We start from the raw sequence: 20,590 nt of genomic DNA, 5'->3' as shown, positions 1-20,590 counted from the left end.
TGGCGTCGGCCGCAGGGTACGGCGGCGAGGACGATGCCGTCGAAGCCGACGCGTTAGTCGTCGCGCTGAAATCGCGCACGATTCCCGCCGCCGATGCGGTCGCGCAATCGCTTGCCGCACTCAACTGGTTGCGCGCGCAAGGATGCCGTCAGTTCTTTTTCAAATACTGTTCGACGTTCGATTCGACCGACGCCGGCAACATCGGCCCGGTCACGGATGCCTTGCTCGATGCCTTGTCCGCCGAGGTTGGCGCAATGGCTTTCACGATTGCCTGCCCGGCGTTTTCTGAGAACGGCCGCACGATCTATCGCGGTTATCTGTTCGTCGGCGATACGTTGCTGAACGAATCGGGCATGGAAAACCATCCGCTGACGCCGATGCGCGATGCGAACCTCGTGCGCGTGCTCCAGCGGCAGACCGGATCGAAAGTTGGCCTCGTGCGTTACGACACAGTGGCGAAGGGCGTGTCGACCCTGCGCGAATCGTTCGATGCGCTGCGCGGCGACGGCGTGCGAATGGCGATCGCCGATGCCGTATCGGACGCGGACCTCTACGTACTCGGCGAGGCGTGTGCCGACCTTACGCTGATCACGGGCGGCTCTGGGGTTGCGCTAGGCCTGCCCGGCAACTTTCCGCCGTGGCGCAGGCGCTCGACGTGCGCAGGTTGCGGATCGGCGCGCAGATCGATCCGGGCGTGCCCGCCACCGCAACGATCTTCCGGGCTGAACCAAACCGTTTCCAAGGAGTTGCCGTCATGCCTCGCTTCGCCGCTAACCTGACCATGATGTACAACGAGCACGCTTTCCTCGACCGTTTTGCCGCTGCCGCAAAAGACGGCTTCAAGGCGGTCGAGTTTCTGTTTCCGTACGATTTTCCCGCTGCGGATATCAAGGCGCGGCTCGACGACAACGCGCTGACCCAGGCGCTCTACAACGCGCTGACCCAGGCGCTCTACAACGCGCCACCTGGCGACTGGGCCGCGGGCGAACGCGGCATTGCTTCGCTGCCGGGCCGCGAAGACGAATTTCGCCGCAGCATCGAGACCGCACTCGATTACACGCGCGTGCTCGGCAATCGCAAGCTGCATGTCATGGCCGGCTTGATCGGCGCGGATCAGCCGCGGGCGAAGCATCGCGAGGTGTATCTGAAGAATCTCGCCTATGCCGCCAAGGCCGCGCAAGAGGAGGGCCTCACCGTCGTGATCGAGCCGATCAATACGCGCGATATGCCGGGCTTCTTTCTGAACCGCCAGGACGACGCGCAGGCGATTTGCGCGGAAGTGGGCGCGCCGAATCTCAAGGTGCAGTTCGACTGCTATCACTGCCAGATCGTCGAAGGCGATCTGGCAGTGAAGCTCAAACGCGATATGGCAGGCATCGGCCACATTCAGGTTGCGGGTGTGCCGGAACGCCACGAGCCCGATATCGGCGAGCTGAATTATCCGTACCTGTTCGAGCTGATCGACACGCTGGGCTATGACGGCTACATCGGTTGCGAATACCGGCCGCGAGCCGGCACATCGGCAGGGCTCGGCTGGCTCAAACCGTATCTGAACGCCACCGGCCAATAAGGGCAAAGCAAGGACAAAGCACATCATGAAAGTACTGGTTACCGGCGGTGCGGGTTTTCTCGGCCAGCGTCTCGCGCGCGAACTATTGGCACGCGGTGCCGTGAAGGACGAGCATGGCAAGCCGCAAGCGATTACCGAACTGGTGCTGCTCGACGTGGTGCACGGAAGCGATTTCGGCGACAGCCGCGTGCTGAATCTGCCGGGGATTTCGGTGAGCGTCGACGAGATGGTGGCGGCGTTGCGCGAGGTGGCGGGCGAAGAGGCCGTGAAGCGAATCGTATGGGCGCCGGATGCGCGGGTGGAGAAGATTGTCGGCAGTTGGCCGGGGCAGTGGGATTCCGCGCGTGCCGAACGGCTCGGGCTGAGCGGCGACCGCAGCTTCGCCGATGTGATTCGGGGCTATATCGCCGACGAACAGATTCCGATCAGCTGATTGCGCGCAGGTCGGGGCTGGTGTTTCAAGGACACCGAGCACAGCAGAACGCTCCAAAGCCTCATGCCGGCAGGCGCGGAAGCACGTTTGCCGGCACGAGCGCGTCAATCTTCAGACCCTTTGCATAGCCATTGCAACAAGGCCGCCAGCCTGCGCGTATTCCCTGATTCGGGACGGGCTTTGCTTGACATGGTTTCGGGCGCGCGCCTATTATTGAGCCTAGTTGTTCGATACATGACCGCATGTTCGTATATAGAACAAATGGCCGCAATTTCAGGCCCCTCGCTCACCATCCTGCGCTAAGCTGATCTGAAGTAACGGCTGCTATGCGGCCGTTTCCCATTGCACTAGCCGGGTCGATGCTGTGGAGCAGCCGGCTCGCGCCAGGCTGCAAGCGGCCCGCGCGGCTAGCGGATATCCGCTAGCCGCGCAGCGCACGTAGCACACCAACTGGAGACATCACATGACCGAAGCATTCCTGTGCGACGCGATTCGCACCCCGATCGGCCGCTATGCGGGTTCGCTGTCGTCGGTGCGCGCCGACGATCTGGGCGCCGTGCCGCTCAAAGCGCTGATGGAGCGCAATAAAGACGTCGACTGGAACGCGATCGACGACGTGATCTACGGCTGCGCGAACCAGGCCGGTGAAGACAACCGCAATGTGGCGCGCATGTCGCTGCTGCTGGCCGGTTTGCCGCAAGGCGTGCCGGGCTCCACGGTGAACCGCCTGTGCGGCTCGGGCATGGACGCCGTCGGCATCGCCGCGCGCGCGATCAAGTCGGGCGAGGCCGCGTTGATGGTGGCGGGCGGAGTCGAAAGCATGAGCCGTGCGCCGTTCGTGATGGGCAAGGCGACCAGCGCGTTTTCGCGCCAGGCCGATATGTTCGACACGACGATCGGCTGGCGTTTCGTGAACCCGTTGATGAAGCAGATGTACGGCGTCGATTCGATGCCCGAGACCGGCGAAAACGTCGCAACCGACTACAAGATCAGCCGTGCCGATCAGGACGCGTTTGCGCTGCGCAGTCAGCAGAAAGCTGCACGCGCGCAACGCGATGGCACGCTCGCGCAGGAAATCGTCGGCGTGACGATCGCGCAGAAGAAGGGCGATCCGATCACCGTGTTGCAAGACGAACACCCGCGCGAAACCAGCCTTGAAGCGCTGGCCAAACTGAAGGGCGTGGTGCGCCCGGACGGCACGGTCACGGCAGGCAACGCATCGGGCGTGAACGACGGCGCAGTGGCTTTGCTGCTCGCCAACGAAGCAACCGCGAAACGCTTCGGCCTCACGCCGCGTGCACGCGTGCTGGGTATCGCAACGGCAGGTGTTGCACCGCGCGTGATGGGCATCGGCCCGGTGGCCGCCACGCAGAAGTTGCTGGCTCGCCTGAACATGACCATCGACCAGTTCGACGTGATCGAATTGAACGAAGCATTCGCCTCGCAAGGTCTTGCCGTGCTGCGCACGCTCGGCGTCGCGGATGACGACGCACGCGTGAATCCGAACGGCGGCGCCATCGCGCTCGGCCACCCGCTCGGCATGAGCGGCGCGCGTCTGGTCACGACCGCGATGTATCAACTGCACCGCACGCAAGGCCGTTTTGCACTGTGCACGATGTGTATCGGCGTCGGCCAAGGCATCGCGATCGCTATTGAACGCGTGTAATGGTCTGGAGCCTGGGCAGGGAAGCGCTGCAGCGTCGTTAGCGTTGAGGCGACGCGCCTGGCGCTCCTCTGGCCGTATCATGAACAGCCCCTTCGCTCAGGCGACGGGGCTGTTTTATTTGGTGCCGCGCATGGATTAACCGGCTATTCAATTGATGTTCAATCCATGCTAATGACGGCTTTTGATTGCATCGCGGCGAATGCCGTCGATAAAAATAATAATGAGCCGTCTGGCAGTCATGCAGTATGAGTTTAATGCTGTATGCATATAAAATATTGTCGCTTTATATGGATGGTCCGCAAGATTAAAGCAGTGTTGTCAACCGGCAAGATGCCGCTGCGACGCCGTGTGGCGGCATTTTGCATCATGCCGCCCACTGATTTTAAAATCGCAATATAAACAATCGTAGCTTCTTGTAAGGCATGTACAATCGTTGCGCCGTACCCATTTAGTAATGGTCACCCTGAAGCTGTATGCATTCGTGGCGTTAATCGGCATTCTGCGGTTTCAGATCGCCGTAACGCCAGATCGAACAATTTCTCGAGGAGAGCGTAAATGAAGGCAGCGACGATTGGAGCAGCGTTGATGGTAGCGGCTTTCGCCGCGGCGCAACCGGCGTGGGCGCAAGATGCAATGGCCAGTGCCGCGCAAGGCATCGTCAGTTCGGTGCAGCCGGTGCATGTGAAGGCGCAGATCGTCGGTATCGATCCGGGCAGCCGCACGCTCACGCTCAAAGGGCCGGGCGGCAATGCGGTGGTCGTGCTGGTGAGCCAGCAGGTGGCCAGCTTCGATCAACTCAAGGTCGGCGATCGGGTGGACGTGCTGTACAAGAATGCGTTGCTGGTGAAGGCCGACAAGGTCACCGGCGCAGACAAGGGCATTCGTGAACGTGTCGATACGCAGGTGTATGCCCCGGCTTCGGGTGGCTTTGAATCCGCGCGTCAGATCGAAGTGCTCGCCACCGTGCAGAAGATCGATCACAAGAAGCGCCTCGTCACGCTGCGCGGTGCGTATCAGACGCAAACGCTCGCAGTCGGACCGGACGTGGATCTGAAGGGCGTCAAGGTCGGCGATACGATCCACGCGGTATTCGTTTCGGCAGCGGCCGTGCAGGTGACACCGCAATAATTGGCGCAGTCCATGCCGCGCCGGTATGAGGCACGCGTTCAGGCAGCCCGCGTTTCAGCAGTCCGTGCTTGAGCAATCCGCATTTAAGCCACATCAAGCAGCTGCGCAACACGGCATGCCGGGCGCCTCGGAGCTGGCTTGGCTGATCAGCAGACGCCTCGAGCCGGTGGACGGCGGCACCCACAAAACCAAAGGCCAGGCCCCTGCCGTTACCGGCGGGGCCTTTGGGTCCTGTTTTGCAGATACAGACTGCTAACGTGCACATGCGTCCAAATGCCTGCCGATCGTGGCATGCATTGTTGGGTTTTTAATCGCGAAGTCCCGCCGCTAGCGGTGTACCAAAGCACGCACCGCTCTCGCCGCCATCGGGTGCCCCATGTCCGCCGCAACGAAATGAGCCATTTTGCGCTCGGCGAGGTTGACCGTCACGTAATCGTTCGGCGCTTTCGTGTTGAGGCCGTCGGACGCCGAGTGATACTCGATACGTAACTGCGCGGCGGTGACGACTATGCGCAGATAGCCGTAGTTGGTGTCATCGTAGTTTTCCAGCACGACCTGATCGGCGGTGGCCGACGCTGCCTGCATGATTTGCGGCGCGCGGATGGCAGGTGCTCCCTGTGCGGCGAGCTTGATCAAACCGTGTCCGCCGTTGCCGCAGACGAGGTAGGGAATCTGCGTGCCGTCCGCATTTCGCGTGCGCGTGAAGCGCTGATAGTTGTGGGCATGGCCGGAAAGAAACGCATGCGGCCAGACGTCGTTGGCTTCGCAGACTTTGTCGATCTGCGCCAGCATATCGACGCTCGATCCGTGTCCGCCCGCGCTGTACGGCGGATGATGATCCGCGATCAGCAGTGCGCCGGTGAACTTCTCGGCTTTGACGCGCTTGAGCGCGGCGTCGAGAAAGTCGAGCTGAGTACTCCCGATCTTCGGGTCTGAAATCACACCGGGATCTTCGAGCGTATTGCTGTAAATCACCAGTACGCGCACGAACGGCGCATCGAACGTGAAGGACACGCCCGGCTGGATTTGCGCGGTGCGCGACAATCCGCCCGCTTCGGGCGTCACGGCGAAGGTCTCCGCGCAAAAATTTCGCAGGAACGCGGCGAGACTCGCGGCGTGCGCTTCCGGCGAAACCATTCCGTCGTGATTGCCGGCGCAGGCGAGGATCGGCGCCGGATAGTCTCGATACGGTTCGTAAAACTGATCGTAATAGTACTGGCCCTCGCCAAAGCTATAGACGACATCGCCGAGCAACAACGCGAACTGCGGCACTTCGGCGGCGTTGGCTTCGTTGAAGTCGGCGGTCAATTTGTCGGCCACTTCGTTTTGGGTCGCCGGGCCTTTCGTATTGCCGCAATCGCCTAGCGCGTGAAATACCAGTTGTCCGGCGGCTGTGAGTCTGTCGATGGCGGTTGCGTTGCCGCCCATGACATCGGCCAGGGTGAACTGGGGCTCCGCGCCGCCCCTCGGCGCGGGAAACGGCAACGGAAACAGTTTGTGCTCCGCATTGAGCTTGTCGATTTCCTGATAGGCCGCATCGTCCGATGGATGGGGCACACGAAACACTGTGGGGTCCGCGGTCGGCTGAGGTTGTGCGAACACGGGCTTGTCCAGCATCCGCGGACTGAGCGCTGTCGGGGTGGCAGTCCCGGCAGGCTGGTTTGAGCCGCTGGCGAGCGCAGTGGCCCTTTTGCCGGATGCGGCGGCCTTGCTGGCCGGCTTTCGTTTGTCTTCTGCTTTCGCCGTGCTTTCTTTCGTCCTGGCTTTGGATTTCGACTCGCGTTTTGTCGACATGAGCGCCTCTTGAAGGAAGAGTAAGCGGGGTGACAGGTAAGCGGCTTTCGCCGTTGCGTTCATCGAACCGTACGACATGAGTATTTCGGAAAAGTGTCGCGGTGGTGTCAAACCTGGTTCGCTGTCGCGTTTGACCCTTCGCGCGGCCGGGGAGGGGCCCAGCCTGTGGCAATGTATGTCGACCTATGTCACGGCCCGTTCGAAACGTTCGCAAACCCTTGTCCAGCGGACCTCTGTCGCGGTGAAACAGGGTGACATATCTTCGCTGCTGATTAATGGAAGGCGTCCCTCTATAGTCCGTTTGTCGCCACGCCGCAGTGCGCAGAAGTGGCCCGAAATCAAGAAGGACATATCGTGAAGAACTGTTCGTTCGTCGTCCCAGCCACCGCCACCGCCACCGCCGCCTCCGCCTCCGCCTCCGCCTCCGCCGCTTCAGCTGCCTCCATGACGCCCTCCGCGTCCGTGCGCCGCGCGCTGCGCAAGCTCGCGCTTACCGCAACCGTCACCGTACTCTCGCTCGGCAGCGCTTCAGCTTTCGCCTGGTCGCAGCACGGCACCGCGTACACCTCCCGTGGCACCTACAACGGCGCGCGTTACGGCTCGTGTGGCGGCGGCAGTTGTTCGCATGCTGGCGGCGTGGCCGGCCCCTACGGTGGCGTGGCGACCAACACCGGCACGGTGACCCGCAATGCCCCCGGGCAGTTCTCGAATTCAGGCACGGCGACGGGACGCTACGGCAACCAGGTCCAGCACGCCGGCGACACCAATTGCGCGGGTGGCACCTGCTCGCATACCGGCACCCTCACCGGACCGGACGGCAAAACCGCCACCACCTCAGGCGATGTGACCAAAACCGCGCCTGGCCAGTATTCGTCGTCCGGGTCGATCACGGGCTCGAACGGCAACACGGTCAACCATTCTGCATCGACCAGCTGTGCGGGGGCTTCGTGTTCACGTTCGGGCACGGTGACGGGGTCTGACGGTGGCACCGTCAATCACTCCGGTACGGCCACGCGTGTTGCACCAGGTGTCGTGACGACGTCGACGAGCACGACGGGGACACACGGCAACACGGTGACGACAAGCGGAACGGTTACGACCACCGGCGTCGTCACGACGGGCGGCACGACGGTCGTGGTTGCACCGAAGCCGGTTGTCGTCGTACCGCCGCCGGTTGCGTATGTGCCGCCGCCTCCGGTTGTTGTCGCACCGCCGCCGGCGGTGTACGTTCCGCCGCCTCCAGTTGTCTACGTTCCGCCGCCACCCCCGCCGCCTGCTGTGTATGTCGCACCGCGCGTTGTCTATGTGGCGCCTGCGCCGCGCCCAGTGGTGTGGGTGCCGGGGCACTGGGTGGGCAATGTCTGGGTGCCGGCGCACTGGTCATGAGTGAAAACACGCAAGTGAGAGCCGGCGACGAGGCCGGGCACATTGGTCGGCCTCGTCGCCGGCAGGGACGTGCGCAGGCGGTCCGGTCACGTTTCAACGCGATCCGCACGCGGACGTGCTGCAAGGTAGTTGCGTTGGCAACGATGATCGTTGCTGCAGGTGTGGCGATTGCAGTGGGTGAGGGCGTCACAAACACTGAAACGCATGCCGTGCGCCGAACGATCGAACCCCAGCAGGACTGTTCGGCGAAATACGCGGCGTTGCTCGACCTCGCCGAATTGGCGAGACGTGATGGCAAATCGTCCGAGGTCGTGGTGCGGGGGCTGAGCGACCGCGGCGGCGCAATGAGCGGATGTTTGCCGGCCGGCAGAAACGCCCAGGCGGGGTAGACGCGCGATTGGCCGGAGTGGCCATTCGCGCTTGTCAAACGACCCGAGCCGCAGCAAGCGTTCCGTTTATTCGGTTTCAGCCAGCACCAGCGGGAACCGGATTTCGAACGTGGTCCCCACGCCTTCGCGTGACACGAAATCGATCTGACCGTTCAACACGTGGCAAAGCTCCTTGACGATCGCGAGACCGAGGCCCGTGCCGGGAATACCTTCGCCCGCAGCGCGTTCGAATTCGTCGAACACCCGGTCCGCATCCGAAGGCGCAATGCCCACGCCAGTATCCGATACGCGAATCAGCCAGTGGTCCGCGCCGGCCGTTGCGAAGGCAAGTTCGATCTCGCCGGACTTCGTGTACTTTGTCGCGTTGGAGAGCAGATTGACGGCAATCTGCTTAAGTTTGAGACGATTGGACGTAACCACGGATAGCGCCGGATCGAACGCTGCACGCAACTTCAGTCCTTTGGCCTCGATTGCCGGACGCGAGGAGTCAACGAGTTCATCGTAAAGCTCACGCAGCTCGACCCGGTCGCGGGCGAGCGGAGCGTCGTCGCCGAGCACGACCGAGTACTCGACCATCTGGTCGACGAGTTGTTTCATGTCCGAGGCCTGCCGGTTGGCCAGCGTCAACGCCATATCGGCCTTTGAAGGCGCTCGTCCGATCAATTGCAACGCAATCGAAAACGCGTTCAGAAAATTGCGCAGATCGTGGACCACGCTGCGGGTGATCTGCATGCGTGACTCGTAAAGATCGCCGACCAGCCGCTGCTTGAGCGTCAACTCGTGATTGGCGCGCTCGAGCCTGCCGGTGTACTCATCGATCTTGCGGTCCCGTTCGCTGACCGCCTCCTTGATCGACGTGAACGTCACCATGCTGAGTGTTTCGGCGATCAGGCGCCGCGCCCGGCCTTCGTGACGGCGCGTGAACGTGCTGTCCTGGCCGGCGAATTCTTCCAGCGCGTCGGCGAGCAGCTGATGAAACAGGTCGAGCTCGCGCACGAGTTCCTCGATCCGGTAGCCCTGGCGCCAGCGGACCATGCCGTGTTTTCTCGCATTGCGTTCGATGGCCGGCTCGACGCGTTCGAGATCTTCGACGTCGAGCGCAAGGCACAGTCCTTCGAGAATGTCCGGCAGGTGATCGGCGAGCTGCTGATAGGTGAGCTTGTCCGCTTCGACGAGGTCGACATCGCCGAACACCGCTTTCATCCATTGCGCGGTCAGGCGCGTCCGTTGCTCGCGAACGAAATCGGCAAATTTGCGCAGCGGGCTAACGTGTGTTTCGGTCATATTGGGTGCATCGGGGTGAAGTTGCTGCCCCATTATCGCCGCAATTGCTGATCGTGGAACACGTATCGCGTAACCCGCGAGCAAGAATCCTCGCAAGTGTGGGAGGCGTTGACGCAAGCGTGGCGGTAGGAGGGTGAGCCGTTGACTCTTGATGCGGCACGTCGCCTGAACGTGCCATTCGAGTTTCACTACAACGTTGCCGACGTAGGCCACTCGTGTTCTTTTGGCAACACGTCATTTTATTTTTGACGCGCTATTTATTTTCGAAGCCATATCATCGCACTGTTCGTTTCCGGCAGCGCTCGCAAGACGCGCCTGCGTAACCTGATTGAAAACCATACTGTAGTCAGTACGCGCCATTCGTAAGTCATTGGAATGCACTACACGCAATAATCAGCAAGCGATATCGAATGTTTCCGCAATTCGCGTAGCACCAGCGTGCGAATGCGTTGCCCGTCCATTGGTAGAACTTGTTGGCGCTCAACACGCTCGCCAGTAAGTATCGAACACACACAACTGATTACACCATCACCGCTAAATCACGGAGCCAACAGGTATGAAAAAATCTTTACTCGTGGTCGCGCTTTCCGGCGCCTTTGCTATGTCGGCGCATGCGCAAAGCAGCGTGACTCTCTATGGTCTTATCGATGCGGGATTGATCTACACGAACAATCAAGGCGGCCATAGCAACTGGCAGGAAGTGACCAGCTCGACGCAAAACACGGTCTTCGGCCTCAAAGGCACGGAGGATCTCGGTGGCGGCTTGCATGCGGTCTTCAAACTGGAGCAGGGATTCCTGCTGAATAACGGCGCGCAGGCCTTCTCCGGCGACGGTTTCGGCTCTCAGGCGTGGGTCGGTTTGCAGAGCGATCCCTACGGCACCTTGACGTTCGGCCGCCAGTTTGACGTGATGAACGACCTCGTCGGACCGCTCACGGCAGGGACCAACACGTGGGGCGGCAACATGGCTGCGCATCCGTTCGAAAACGACAACCTTGCTGCGGACTCGGTCGTTGTCAACAATATGGTCAAGTACGCCAGCCCGACATATCGTGGCGTTACGTTCGAAACGATGTACGCCTTCAGCAACAAGGCAGGCAGCTTCGCGAACAACCGCTCGTACGGCTTCGGCGTTTCCTATACGGAAGGGCCTGTCAATCTTGCCGCCGGATACCTGCAGTTCAACAACGCAGGCGGCGCAGGGAGTGCCGTTACCACGGGTGACACCAGCGCGAACTTCCTTGCACAACGCCAGCGCATCTGGTCGCTTGGCGGTAACTACACGTTCGGGCCGGCTACCGTTGGCCTGGTCTGGAGCCATACGCAACTGGACAACGCGTCGGGTGTCTTTTCGTTCGGAACCGGCACTTACCTCGGTGCAAACGACCCTTCCGCCGGAAGCCTGACTGGCTCGCTGCGCCTCGACAACTACGAAGCGAACGTAAAGTACGCGCTCACGCCTGCGTTGAGCGTATCGGGCGCGTATACGTACACGCATGGCGCCTATAACGGCTCGTCGCCGGGATGGAATACGGGGATGCTTCAGGCCGATTATTCGCTCAGCAAGCGCACCGACTTCTATCTTGAAGGCGTCTATCAGAACGTGCACGGCGCACCTGCGGACTCCGTGCTCTCGCATGCCATGATCAACACGCTCTCGCCTTCGTCGTCGAACACGCAAGTGGCGGTCACGGTGGGGATGCGTCACGCATTCTGATCGGACTCGCGATACGCGACCCGTAACGACGGATGCCCGCATTCTGGTGGGCATCCGTCGGCACCGTACCCGCCTAACCACCCGTCTTCAGGAAATCGACAAATACGCGCAGCGGTGCGGGCAAATGACGACGGCCGGGATAGTAAAGAAACGGCCCCGAAAAGCGCTGCCACCACGGCTCCAGGATCGGCTCCAGGGCGCCGCTGTCGAGATGCAGGCGCAGCATGTCCTCGAAAAGGTGAATCACCCCCACGCCTGCGACAGCGGCACTGACTGCAAGGTCGATTGCTGCGCCAGGCCTGACGAGGAGCGGTCCCGACGGATTCAACTGGACCACCTCGCCGTCGCGCTCGAAATACCAGGTCGGCGTAGCGCCGCCGGCAAATTGACCACGCAAGCACGCATGAGAGAGCAGGTCGCGCGGATGCTCGGGTCTGCCGTGCGTGTCGAGATACTCCGGCGCCGCGGCCGTAGCGAAACGCTGCACGCGCGGACCGACTTCAGCTTTTCGATCAGACGCAGTCCCGCTTCGGTCGGGGCCACGCTGCGCGTGGTTCGGTTGAGCAAGCGCAACCCGAGCTTCGACTCGAGGCGACGCACGGCAATGCTTAGGCTGGAGGCGGAGACACCGCTGATGCGCGCGGCGTCGCGAAAGCCCCCGGCGCGAGCGACCGAAACGAATGCGGCAAGATCGTTGAATTCCATGGTCGTTGTTCAAAATGTTCAACAACCCGTCCAATTTTGGCTGGATTATCGAACAACGCAATCCGCGCCATACTGCCGCTCAACACCTCACATCAAGGAGCGCGCTATGTCGAACTTCACCTCCGTGGACACATTTTTGCTGGCTGGCCACCCCGTGCAACGCATGGGCTATGGCGCCATGCAACTGGCCGGACCCGGCGTATTCGGGCCACCGAAAGATCGTGACGTCGCCATCGCCGTGCTGCGCGAAGCGGTGGCGTCGGGCGTCAATCACATCGATACGAGCGACTTCTACGGGCCTCACATCACCAACCAGCTGATTCGCGAAGCACTGCATCCTTATCCGGACGACCTCGTGATCGTCACCAAGGTTGGCGCGGTCCGCGGTAACGACGGTTCGTGGCTGCCGGCACTCGAGCCGGAAGACATCGCGCGCGGCGTTCATGACAATCTTCGCAATCTCGGTGTCGACGCGCTCGACGTCGTCAATATGCGAATCATGGGCAGTGTGCATGCACCTGCCGAAGGATCGATTGAAAAGCAGGTCGCCGCGCTCGCCGAACTTCAACAGCAAGGGCTGGTTCGCCATATCGGTTTGAGCAACGTGACCGCGGCCCAGGTCGCCGAGGCGCAAGGCATCGCGGAAATTGTCTGCGTCCAGAATCACTACAACCTGGTTCATCGGGAAGACGATGCGCTGGTCGATGAATTGGCGGGGAAGGGGATCGCTTATGTACCGTTCTTCCCGCTTGGCGGATTCACGCCGATCCAGTCATCAGCGCTGTCCACGGTCGCGCAAACGATCGGCGCGACGCCGATGCAGGTGGCGCTCGCCTGGCTGCTGCATCGCGCGCCTAACATTCTGCTGATTCCGGGCACTTCTTCGCTAGGGCATCTGTGTGAAAACCTGCAGGCAGCACGCCTGAGCCTGAGCGACGAGGTGCGCGCGGAACTGGATGCGATCGGCGCAGGGAATGGGGAAGCGTGATCGCGCACGCGGCAACGCACGTATTTTTTCAACCGTTCATTGCGTTGATGTCGACCTCGGTCCCGGAATGCATTCACGTGCGGGGCGTAGTCGTTCAATAGCGTTGAAGGGAGGCTCGGTTTGGGCCGGTCCGGCTCCCTCTGGAGCGGCGCCAAGCTGACGAGACCGTATGCTTCGCTGAAATTTGGCTGTAAGTCGCCGTTGTTAGAGTCCTCGTCAGAATTTTGCCGCCAGATGCCAGACAGTGTTCTTCGGACACAAAGAAAGGGGAGAGCGACAAACCATGAAAATGAATCGTGCGTTCTGGCTCATTCTGACGCTGCTGTTCACGAACCCGGTCTGGGCGTTTCAGTCCAGGGTCGTCACCATTCCCAGCGCGGCCATGCATAAGTCGTTCGAGGCGACTGTGGTGCTGCCCGACCAGTACACGCACGGCAAAGCGGCCGATCGCTTCCCCGTCGTCTACTTGCTGCACGGTTCAGGCGGCGATTACACCGACTGGACCGCGAATTCGCATATTGCCAAGCTCGCCGACCGTTATCACGTGATCCTCGTCATGCCTGACGGCGGTCACGAGAGCTGGTATATCGACAGCCCTGTCGACCCACGCAGCCGTTACGAAACCTATGTCGGTACAGAAGTCGTCGGGTATGTCGACACGCATTTCCGCACGATTGCGACGCGCCAGGCGCGCGCGATTACGGGCTTGAGCATGGGCGGGTTCGGGGCGTTGCATATCGCGCTGGACCGGCCGGACGAATTCGGCGCCGCGGGAAGTATTAGCGGAGCGGTCGATCCACGCGGGTGCGAGGACGAGCCTGGGATCGATCAGGTGTTTGGGGATCCGGCTCGTCACGCCGACTTCTGGAACGACGAGGCGATTGTTGAGAACGCTCGTAGTTTGGGCAATGCGCATATTGCGCTGACGATCGATTGCGGGGTGAATGATTCGCTTGTTCAGTCGAACCGGATGCTGCATGCGCGGCTTGTCGAGTTGGGCGTGCCGCATGATTATGCGGAGCGGCCTGGCGGGCATACGTGGACGTATTGGGCGAATGCAGTGCAATACCAGGTGCTATTTTTTGCCAGTTCGTTCAAGCGGAGTGGGGGAACGGCGCAGACGTGAAGGGATTGATACGCCAATGGCATCACGCGACGGCGGAATGCGCGTCTAGAATCTGGCACACAGTGCGATGCAACGCACTTCGGCTACATCGGGGGTAAAGGCGGCGTGAGCGCCGCCGCATAGCGCTCGCAAATTGCATCCTCCCCCTCGCTTGCCTAACTTCCGTTGCGCGGCGTCTTGACCGGCAATCCAATTACGCGGCCCGCAAACCTGGCTGGCGGCAACACAGCATGCGCTTGCGCGAGCGCCCGAACGCGCGCCTCGACATCAGGGTCGAAGGCAACAGCGCGCGGGCCACCGGTATCGACGTGCAGCAGCATCTGTTCGCCTGCGGCCACCGGTTCGACGCCATCATCGGCAAACATCTCGAGGTAAAGATGCAGCCGCTTCGCGTCATGCCCAAGCACGCGCATATCGACGCGAACCTGCACGCCTTCCTTGATTTCATGCAGGTAGTTGATATGCGCTTCGAGCGTATAGATCGAGCGGCCGCGTTCTTTGCGCACCGGATCAGGCAGCCCGATTACATCAATCAGCGCGTCAGTCGCGAAGCTAAAAATCAGCATGTAGAACGCGTCGCGCAAGTGGCCGTTGTAATCGACCCATTCCGCGCGTACGGAATCGCGATAGCAGGGTAGCGTTGCGTGGTCCGGCATATGCATGGTCTCCGTCATAAGTATGGGCTGCATCGGCTGCATCGGCCGCTTCGGGAACGCGTCGGGCCCATGCAGCGGTGCGCTTGCCCGCACACTGCGGCATCACTCCGCGGGAAGCAGGCCATGCCGCGCCTTGGCTTCCCCGATCGCCGCCAGCGCACTCGTAATGCAAATGTGATTGTGCCGATTCTAGCAACAGTGAATTCGTTGCTTAGGCGTTTACCCTAAATTAATTGACTCCTAGACTGCTTCCACTGGCTGCAAACAAACGGGTTTGCAGCACGGCAAAAAACAAACTCTGGAGGTAGTCGTCATGAAATCCCTGATCGAAGCTGTTGTTATCGCCGCTCTCATCACCGCGCCGCTCGCTGCGTTTGCCCAATCCAACCAGCCGGTGACCCGCGCCCAGGTGCGCGCTGAGCTGGTCCAACTGGAAAAGGCCGGCTACAACCCGTCAACAGCGAATGTGGACGACTACCCGGAAAACCTTCAGGCCGCCGAAGCACGCGTTGCGGCACAAAACGGCACCGCTCAAGCCAGCGGTTACGGAACGGCTACCAACGGTTCGTCGCAAGCAGGCGGCCACACCGAAACGACGTCGAGCTCCTATTCAGTTCCGGTCGCCAGCTTCGGTCATTAATAGGCGGCGGTGTGAGCGATAGTCTCGCACCCGCCTGATTCCCATCTTTGCGCAGCGGCCTTGCATTCACGTCGACGTGAATGCAAGGCCGCTTTGCGATTGAGCGTTGAACGAAACACGTAGCTTGCAGCGTAAGGCCTATATTCGACCCTTTACAGTAAAGGCTCAGATTCCGCCGACGCACATGTACTTGATCACGACGTAATCGTCGATACCGTAATGCGAGCCCTCGCGGCCAAGACCGGATTGCTTGACGCCGCCGAACGGCGCGACCTCGTTGGAAATCAACCCGGTGTTGATCCCCACCATGCCGTATTCGAGCGCTTCCGCGACACGCCAGACGCGGCCGATATCGCGGCTATAGAAGTACGACGCGAGGCCGAATTCCGTATCGTTGGCGAGGCGGATCACTTCTTCATCCGACGAGAAGCGGAACAGCGGCGCGAGCGGCCCGAAGGTTTCGTCGTGTGCGACCTTCATGGCCGGCGTGACATCCGCGAGCACGGTCGGCTCGAAGAAGCCGTGACCGAGGGCATGGCGCTTGCCGCCGGTGACGATGCGCGCACCTTTGGCGAGGGCGTCTTCGATATGCGATTCGACCTTGAGCACGGCGGCTTCGTTGATCAGCGGACCTTGTGTGACGCCGTCTTCGGTGCCGCGGCCGACTTTGAGTTGTTCGACGGCGACGCGCAGTTTTTCGGCGAATGCGTCGTAGACCTTATCGTGCACGTAGAAGCGATTCGTGCAAACGCAGGTTTGGCCGCTATTGCGATATTTCGACGCGATGGCGCCCTCGACGGCCGCATCCAGATCCGCGTCGTCGAAGACGATGAACGGCGCGTTGCCGCCGAGTTCGAGCGACACTTTCTTGATTGTCGGCGCGCACTGCGCCATCAGTAGACGGCCCACTGGCGTCGAGCCGGTGAACGACAGTTTGCGCACGATCGGATTGCCGGTCATTTCGGCGCCGATGGTTTTCGGCTCGCCGGTGATGACGTTGAACACGCCGCGCGGCACGCCGGCGCGTTCGGCCAGCACGGCGAGGGCGAATGCCGACAGGGGGGTGGCTTCCGCCGGTTTGACGATGATCGGGCAGCCGGCGGCGAGCGCTGGGCCGACCTTGCGAGTGATCATTGCTGCCGGGAAATTCCACGGCGTGATGGCTGCGCAGACGCCGACCGGTTCTTTCGTCACGACGATGCGTTTGTCGTTTGCCGGCGTGGGGATGGTGTCGCCGCTGACGCGTTTGCCTTCTTCTGCGAACCATTCCAGGAACGAGGCGGCGTAGAGGATTTCGCCTTTGGCTTCGGCGAGGGGCTTGCCTTGTTCGGTGGTCAGGATCGTTGCCAGATCGTCGACGTTTTCCAGCATCAGGTCATGCCATTTGCGCAGGATCGTGGCGCGTTGTTTGGCGGTGCTTGCTCGCCATGCTGGCCATGCGGCGTTTGCTGTATCGATTGCCCGGCGGGTTTCGGTTGTGCCCATGCGGGGCACTGTGGCGATTGTTTCGCCTGTGGCGGGGTTTTTTACTTCGAAGGTTGCGCCGTCGTCGGCGGGTTGCCATTCGCCTGCTATGTAGGCTTGTGTTTTTAGGAGGGAGGGGTCTTTTAGGACTAGCGTCGGCATTTTTGGTTTGCTCCTGGGTCTTTAAATATCGGTCTTTGCCCGCGCGGCGATGGTTTCTGTGCACGTACGGCGTTGGCCTTTCATTCGGTCTGCGAGTTTGCACTTTCATTCACTTGCGAAACTCGTCACTGGGACACTAGGGCACCTCGCCGAGGCGAAGCCGCTGGCTCCCACAGACTAGAACCGAAGCCCCTGGTTTCCCATGCAGACCCATCCGCGACGCACGTAGTGCGGAGTGGGAGCTGATGAATCCTTTGTCACTAGCGCCTGAAGGTGCGAGGGCCCGGATTCCAGATGCACCACTACCCGGTGCAGGCCACGGGACCCGCTTAGCATTAGCGGTTTGAGCCGCTTTCTTTGCTTACTTTCTTTGCGGCGGCAAAGAAAGTGAGTGCCGCCCCGCATAGGGGCGACGCTAATAGACCACGAACAATTCAAGGAAAGGCCAACGCCGCAGGCAGACAGACAAACCAGCGCCGCGCAGACAAACAAATCAAGGAAAGGCCAACGCCGCAGGCAAACAACAACCGCAGCGCAGGCCAAAACACCATCAAACAGCTACAGAAACAGTTTCCTTAAGCACAGCTTCCAGAATCCCCATCGCCTCATCAAAGACGGAGTCTTGAATCGTAAGCGGGAACAGGAACCGAACCACGTTCGAATAAACACCACAAACCAGCAGCAACAACCCGCGCTCAAGCGCCAGCGTGTGCACCCGCTTGGTGAAGTCGGCATCCGGCTCCGTCCCGCCTGCCTTGCAGAACTCAACAGCCACCATCCCGCCCGGCCCGCGCACATCGGCGATCTGCGGAACTTCGCCCTGAAGCGCGATCAGCTTCGCCTTGACACGGTCACCCAAAACCGTAGCCCGCTCGCAGAGCTTCTCTTCATCGATGATATCGAGCACGGCATGCGCGGAAGCCACCGCCAGCGGGTTACCCGCATAGGTGCCACCCAGGCCGCCAGGCGCCGCCGCATCCATCAAGTCAGCACGGCCAACCACACCCGACAACGGCATCCCGCCCGCCAGACTCTTGGCCATCGTCATCAGATCAGGCACCACGTCATAGTGATGCATCGCGAACAACTTGCCGGTACGGGCAAAACCCGTCTGCACTTCATCGGCAATCAGCAAAATGCCATGCTCGTTGCACAGCTTGCGCAAGGCGCGCACGAACTCGGCCGGCGCCGGATAGAAACCGCCTTCGCCCTGAACCGGTTCGAAAATAATCGCCGCGACGCGCTTCGGATCGATGTCGGCCTTGAACAGAAACTCGATCGCCTTCAGCGAATCAGCCGTCGTCACGCCATGCAGCGGATTCGGGAACGGGGCGTGGAACACGTCCGCCGGGAACGGCCCAAAGCCGATCTTGTACGGCGCAACCTTGCCAGTCAGCGCCATGCCCATCATCGTGCGGCCATGGAAACCGCCGGTGAATGCGATCACGCCCGGACGGCCAGTCGCGGCACGCGCGATCTTGATCGCGTTTTCAACGGCTTCGGCGCCCGTCGTGAAGAAGGTGGTTTTCTTCGGATAGTCGCCCGGCGCACGCGCGTTGATCTTCTCAGCCAGCTCGACGTACGACGCGTACGGCACGATCTGATACGCGGTGTGTGTGAAATGATCGAGCTGGTCGCGGATCGCCGCCAGAATCTTCGGGTGACGGTGGCCCGTATTGCACACCGCAATACCCGCGGCGAAATCGATGAAACGGCGGCCTTCGACGTCCCACAACTCGGCGTTCTCCGCGCGCTCGGCGTAGAAATCGCACATCACCCCGACGCCGCGCGGCGTGGCAGCGTCTTTGCGGCTCTTCAGTTCAGCATTCTTCATGGATATCTCCTTCGCTCCTCGGTTTGGCGGGGTCCGCGCGCTCAGCGCAGCACATGCAGCGACTATAATGAGATTTGGCTCTTAACTTCAGAGCCATTTCAATAAAAATGTAGGAGCCAATCATGCGCGCGAGCGTGTTGTCCGACTGGCTGGCACAGCGCCTCGACCGCGGTAACGGCCAGCCGATCTATCGTCAGCTGCATCGGCTGTTGCAGCAGGCGATCCTGTCGCGCGAATTGCCGGCGGGCAGCAAGGTGCCGTCATCGCGTCTATTGGCGCAGGAACTGGGCATCGGGCGCAATACCGTCACGCAAGTGTACGAGCAGTTGGTGCTTGAGGGCTATGTGAGTTCGGCGACCGGTCGCGGCACGTTCGTCGCCGATAGCGCGCCGGACGAGATCGTCGGCGTGTCCGATGCCGAGGTGCTGGCCGCGCCGCTCGAGTCGTTGCCGCCGCCGCTGCCGGTGCAGGGCAACCGCGCGTTGTCGACGCGCGGCGCGCGGCTCATCGCGGGGGCAGGTGTGTCGAAGCGCCAATGGGGCGCGTTTATGCCCGGGGTGCCGGATGTCACGAAGTTTCCAGCGCGTGTGTGGAGCCGCCTGCACAACAAGTATTGGCGCCGGCTGCGCCCGGACCTGCTGACCTACGCGCCGGGCGGCGGGCTGGCCTCGTTGCGGCACGCGTTGGCCGACTATTTGCGCACGTCGCGTTCGGTGCGTTGCACGCCCGAGCAGATCATCATCACGACCGGGATCCACCAGTCGGTCGACCTGGCCGTGCGCCTGCTGTCCGATCCAGGCGATCTGATCTGGACCGAAGACCCTTGCTATTGGGGCGTGCGCAGCGTGCTGCACGTGTCCGGCCTGGAATCGCGGCCGATCGCCGTCGACGAAGAGGGCATCAATCCCTCCGCTGACGATCTCGCGCAACCGCCGAAGCTGATGCTCGTCACGCCATCGCACCAATATCCGCTCGGCATGGTGATGAGCCTCGCGCGGCGGCGCATGCTGCTCGAGTACGCGCGGCAGAACCAGTGCTGGATCATCGAGGACGACTACGACAGCGAATACCGCTACGGCAGCCGGCCGCTGGCATCGCTGCAGGGGCTGGACAGGTCCGGGCAGGTGATTTACGTGGGCAGCTTCGGCAAGACGCTGTTTCCGGGGTTGCGCATCGGCTATCTGGTCGTGCCTGAAGCGCTGGCCGAGAGCTTTGCGACCGCGAGCGCGGAGTTATATCGGGAAGGGCAGTTGTTGCAGCAGGCGATGCTCGCGGAGTTCATCGCGGAAGGGCATTTCACGTCGCATATCCGCAAGATGCGCACGCTTTACGGGCAGCGTCGCCAGACCCTGCTGGATGCCGCCGCGCACCGTTATGGCGATGCGCTGCCGGCCGTGGGCGGCGATGCCGGTTTGCATCTGGTGATGCAATTGCCTGAAGGCAGCGACGACCGCGCGGTGGCGGCTGCCGCACTGCAGCGCAATATTGTCGTGCGGCCTTTGTCGGGGTATTACGCGCAACCGGCGCTGGCGCCGTCGGGTCTGCTGATCGGCTACGCGTGCGTGCCGGACGAGGAGATTGCGCCTGCTTTCAATACGCTGGCCGACGCGATCGACGCGACTCTTGTGCAGTTCGCTTGAGCGGGGGG

General features: G+C 61.4%; 16 protein-coding genes and 3 pseudogenes. 13 read left to right on the top strand and 6 right to left on the bottom strand.

Annotation, left to right across the window (positions count from 1 at the left end):
• Window positions 1-38: 38 nt before the first annotated feature.
• From AYM40_RS31250 to AYM40_RS31230, 5 genes and pseudogenes are all read left to right on the top strand, one after another.
• Window positions 39-632, top strand: a pseudogene (locus AYM40_RS31250) (four-carbon acid sugar kinase family protein); the annotation flags it as partial.
• A gap of 122 nt (window positions 633-754) precedes the next feature.
• Window positions 755-1,570, top strand: a complete 816-nt coding sequence (otnI, locus tag AYM40_RS31245) for a 2-oxo-tetronate isomerase (protein ID WP_063499866.1) — start codon at window positions 755-757, stop codon at window positions 1,568-1,570.
• A gap of 127 nt (window positions 1,571-1,697) precedes the next feature.
• A pseudogene (locus AYM40_RS31240) lies at window positions 1,698-2,003 on the top strand (NAD-dependent epimerase); the annotation flags it as partial.
• 463 nt (window positions 2,004-2,466) lie between these two features.
• Window positions 2,467-3,669, top strand: coding sequence for a 3-oxoadipyl-CoA thiolase (pcaF, locus tag AYM40_RS31235; RefSeq protein ID WP_063499864.1), 1,203 nt, complete (start codon window positions 2,467-2,469; stop codon window positions 3,667-3,669).
• Between the two features lie 555 nt (window positions 3,670-4,224).
• Window positions 4,225-4,797, top strand: a complete 573-nt coding sequence (locus AYM40_RS31230; RefSeq protein WP_063499863.1) for a hypothetical protein — start codon at window positions 4,225-4,227, stop codon at window positions 4,795-4,797.
• A 327-nt stretch (window positions 4,798-5,124) separates the two neighbouring features.
• On the opposite strand, the gene AYM40_RS31220 is transcribed toward AYM40_RS31230, so the two are convergent.
• Window positions 5,125-6,399, bottom strand: a complete 1,275-nt coding sequence (locus AYM40_RS31220) for a metallophosphoesterase family protein (protein WP_236721007.1) — start codon at window positions 6,397-6,399, stop codon at window positions 5,125-5,127.
• A gap of 4 nt (window positions 6,400-6,403) precedes the next feature.
• On the opposite strand from AYM40_RS31220, the gene AYM40_RS42910 reads away from it, so the two are divergent.
• The 3 genes from AYM40_RS42910 (at window position 6,404) to AYM40_RS31210 (ending at window position 8,366) form a co-directional block, all read left to right on the top strand.
• Complete coding sequence (locus AYM40_RS42910; protein ID WP_236721006.1) at window positions 6,404-6,604, top strand: hypothetical protein; 201 nt, start codon at window positions 6,404-6,406, stop codon at window positions 6,602-6,604.
• A gap of 341 nt (window positions 6,605-6,945) precedes the next feature.
• On the top strand, window positions 6,946-7,977 hold the full coding sequence (locus AYM40_RS31215) for a hypothetical protein (protein ID WP_063499861.1): 1,032 nt from the start codon (window positions 6,946-6,948) through the stop codon (window positions 7,975-7,977).
• A gap of 134 nt (window positions 7,978-8,111) precedes the next feature.
• On the top strand, window positions 8,112-8,366 hold the full coding sequence (locus AYM40_RS31210; protein ID WP_420488490.1) for a hypothetical protein: 255 nt from the start codon (window positions 8,112-8,114) through the stop codon (window positions 8,364-8,366).
• A 66-nt stretch (window positions 8,367-8,432) separates the two neighbouring features.
• Here the strand turns inward: AYM40_RS31210 and AYM40_RS31205 are convergent, their stop codons facing one another.
• Entirely contained in the window at window positions 8,433-9,650 is a 1,218-nt protein-coding gene (locus AYM40_RS31205) for a sensor histidine kinase (RefSeq protein ID WP_063500827.1), read from the bottom strand.
• Between the two features lie 556 nt (window positions 9,651-10,206).
• On the opposite strand from AYM40_RS31205, the gene AYM40_RS31200 reads away from it, so the two are divergent.
• Window positions 10,207-11,367 carry a porin gene (locus AYM40_RS31200; RefSeq protein ID WP_063499860.1) on the top strand — a complete coding sequence of 387 codons (1,161 nt, stop codon included), beginning with the start codon at window positions 10,207-10,209 and terminating at the stop codon, window positions 11,365-11,367.
• Window positions 11,368-11,440: 73 nt separating this feature from the next.
• On the opposite strand, the pseudogene AYM40_RS31195 reads toward AYM40_RS31200, so the two are convergent.
• A pseudogene (locus tag AYM40_RS31195) lies at window positions 11,441-12,072 on the bottom strand (LysR family transcriptional regulator).
• A gap of 106 nt (window positions 12,073-12,178) precedes the next feature.
• Here AYM40_RS31195 and AYM40_RS31190 point away from each other — a divergent pair.
• Together AYM40_RS31190 and AYM40_RS31185 are read left to right on the top strand one after the other, a co-directional pair.
• Entirely contained in the window at window positions 12,179-13,060 is an 882-nt protein-coding gene (locus AYM40_RS31190; protein WP_063499859.1) for an aldo/keto reductase family oxidoreductase, read from the top strand.
• 283 nt (window positions 13,061-13,343) lie between these two features.
• Complete coding sequence (locus AYM40_RS31185) at window positions 13,344-14,186, top strand: alpha/beta hydrolase (protein WP_063499858.1); 843 nt, start codon at window positions 13,344-13,346, stop codon at window positions 14,184-14,186.
• 155 nt (window positions 14,187-14,341) lie between these two features.
• Here AYM40_RS31185 and AYM40_RS31180 read toward each other — a convergent pair whose 3' ends face one another.
• Window positions 14,342-14,842 (bottom strand): thioesterase family protein, encoded by a 501-nt coding sequence (locus tag AYM40_RS31180; RefSeq protein ID WP_063500826.1) that lies wholly within the window; start codon window positions 14,840-14,842, stop codon window positions 14,342-14,344.
• Window positions 14,843-15,155: 313 nt separating this feature from the next.
• Here AYM40_RS31180 and AYM40_RS31175 point away from each other — a divergent pair, with 313 nt between their 5' ends.
• On the top strand, window positions 15,156-15,482 hold the full coding sequence (locus tag AYM40_RS31175; protein ID WP_063499857.1) for a DUF4148 domain-containing protein: 327 nt from the start codon (window positions 15,156-15,158) through the stop codon (window positions 15,480-15,482).
• A 165-nt stretch (window positions 15,483-15,647) separates the two neighbouring features.
• On the opposite strand, the gene gabD is transcribed toward AYM40_RS31175, so the two are convergent.
• On the bottom strand, window positions 15,648-17,108 hold the full coding sequence (gabD, locus tag AYM40_RS31170) for an NADP-dependent succinate-semialdehyde dehydrogenase (RefSeq protein ID WP_063499856.1): 1,461 nt from the start codon (window positions 17,106-17,108) through the stop codon (window positions 15,648-15,650).
• A gap of 550 nt (window positions 17,109-17,658) precedes the next feature.
• Window positions 17,659-18,942 (bottom strand): 4-aminobutyrate--2-oxoglutarate transaminase, encoded by a 1,284-nt coding sequence (locus AYM40_RS31165; RefSeq protein ID WP_063499855.1) that lies wholly within the window; start codon window positions 18,940-18,942, stop codon window positions 17,659-17,661.
• A 122-nt stretch (window positions 18,943-19,064) separates the two neighbouring features.
• Here AYM40_RS31165 and AYM40_RS31160 point away from each other — a divergent pair, with 122 nt between their 5' ends.
• Window positions 19,065-20,582: a PLP-dependent aminotransferase family protein gene (locus AYM40_RS31160; RefSeq protein ID WP_063499854.1), complete on the top strand. Its 1,518-nt coding sequence runs from the start codon at window positions 19,065-19,067 to the stop codon at window positions 20,580-20,582.
• Window positions 20,583-20,590 lie beyond the last annotated feature (8 nt).

It is taken from the genome of Paraburkholderia phytofirmans OLGA172, from assembly GCF_001634365.1.
In the GTDB taxonomy this organism is placed as follows: Bacteria; Pseudomonadota; Gammaproteobacteria; order Burkholderiales; family Burkholderiaceae; genus Paraburkholderia.
Note: the sequence above shows the minus strand (reverse complement) of the source record. Positions and strands in the feature narration are given on the sequence as shown.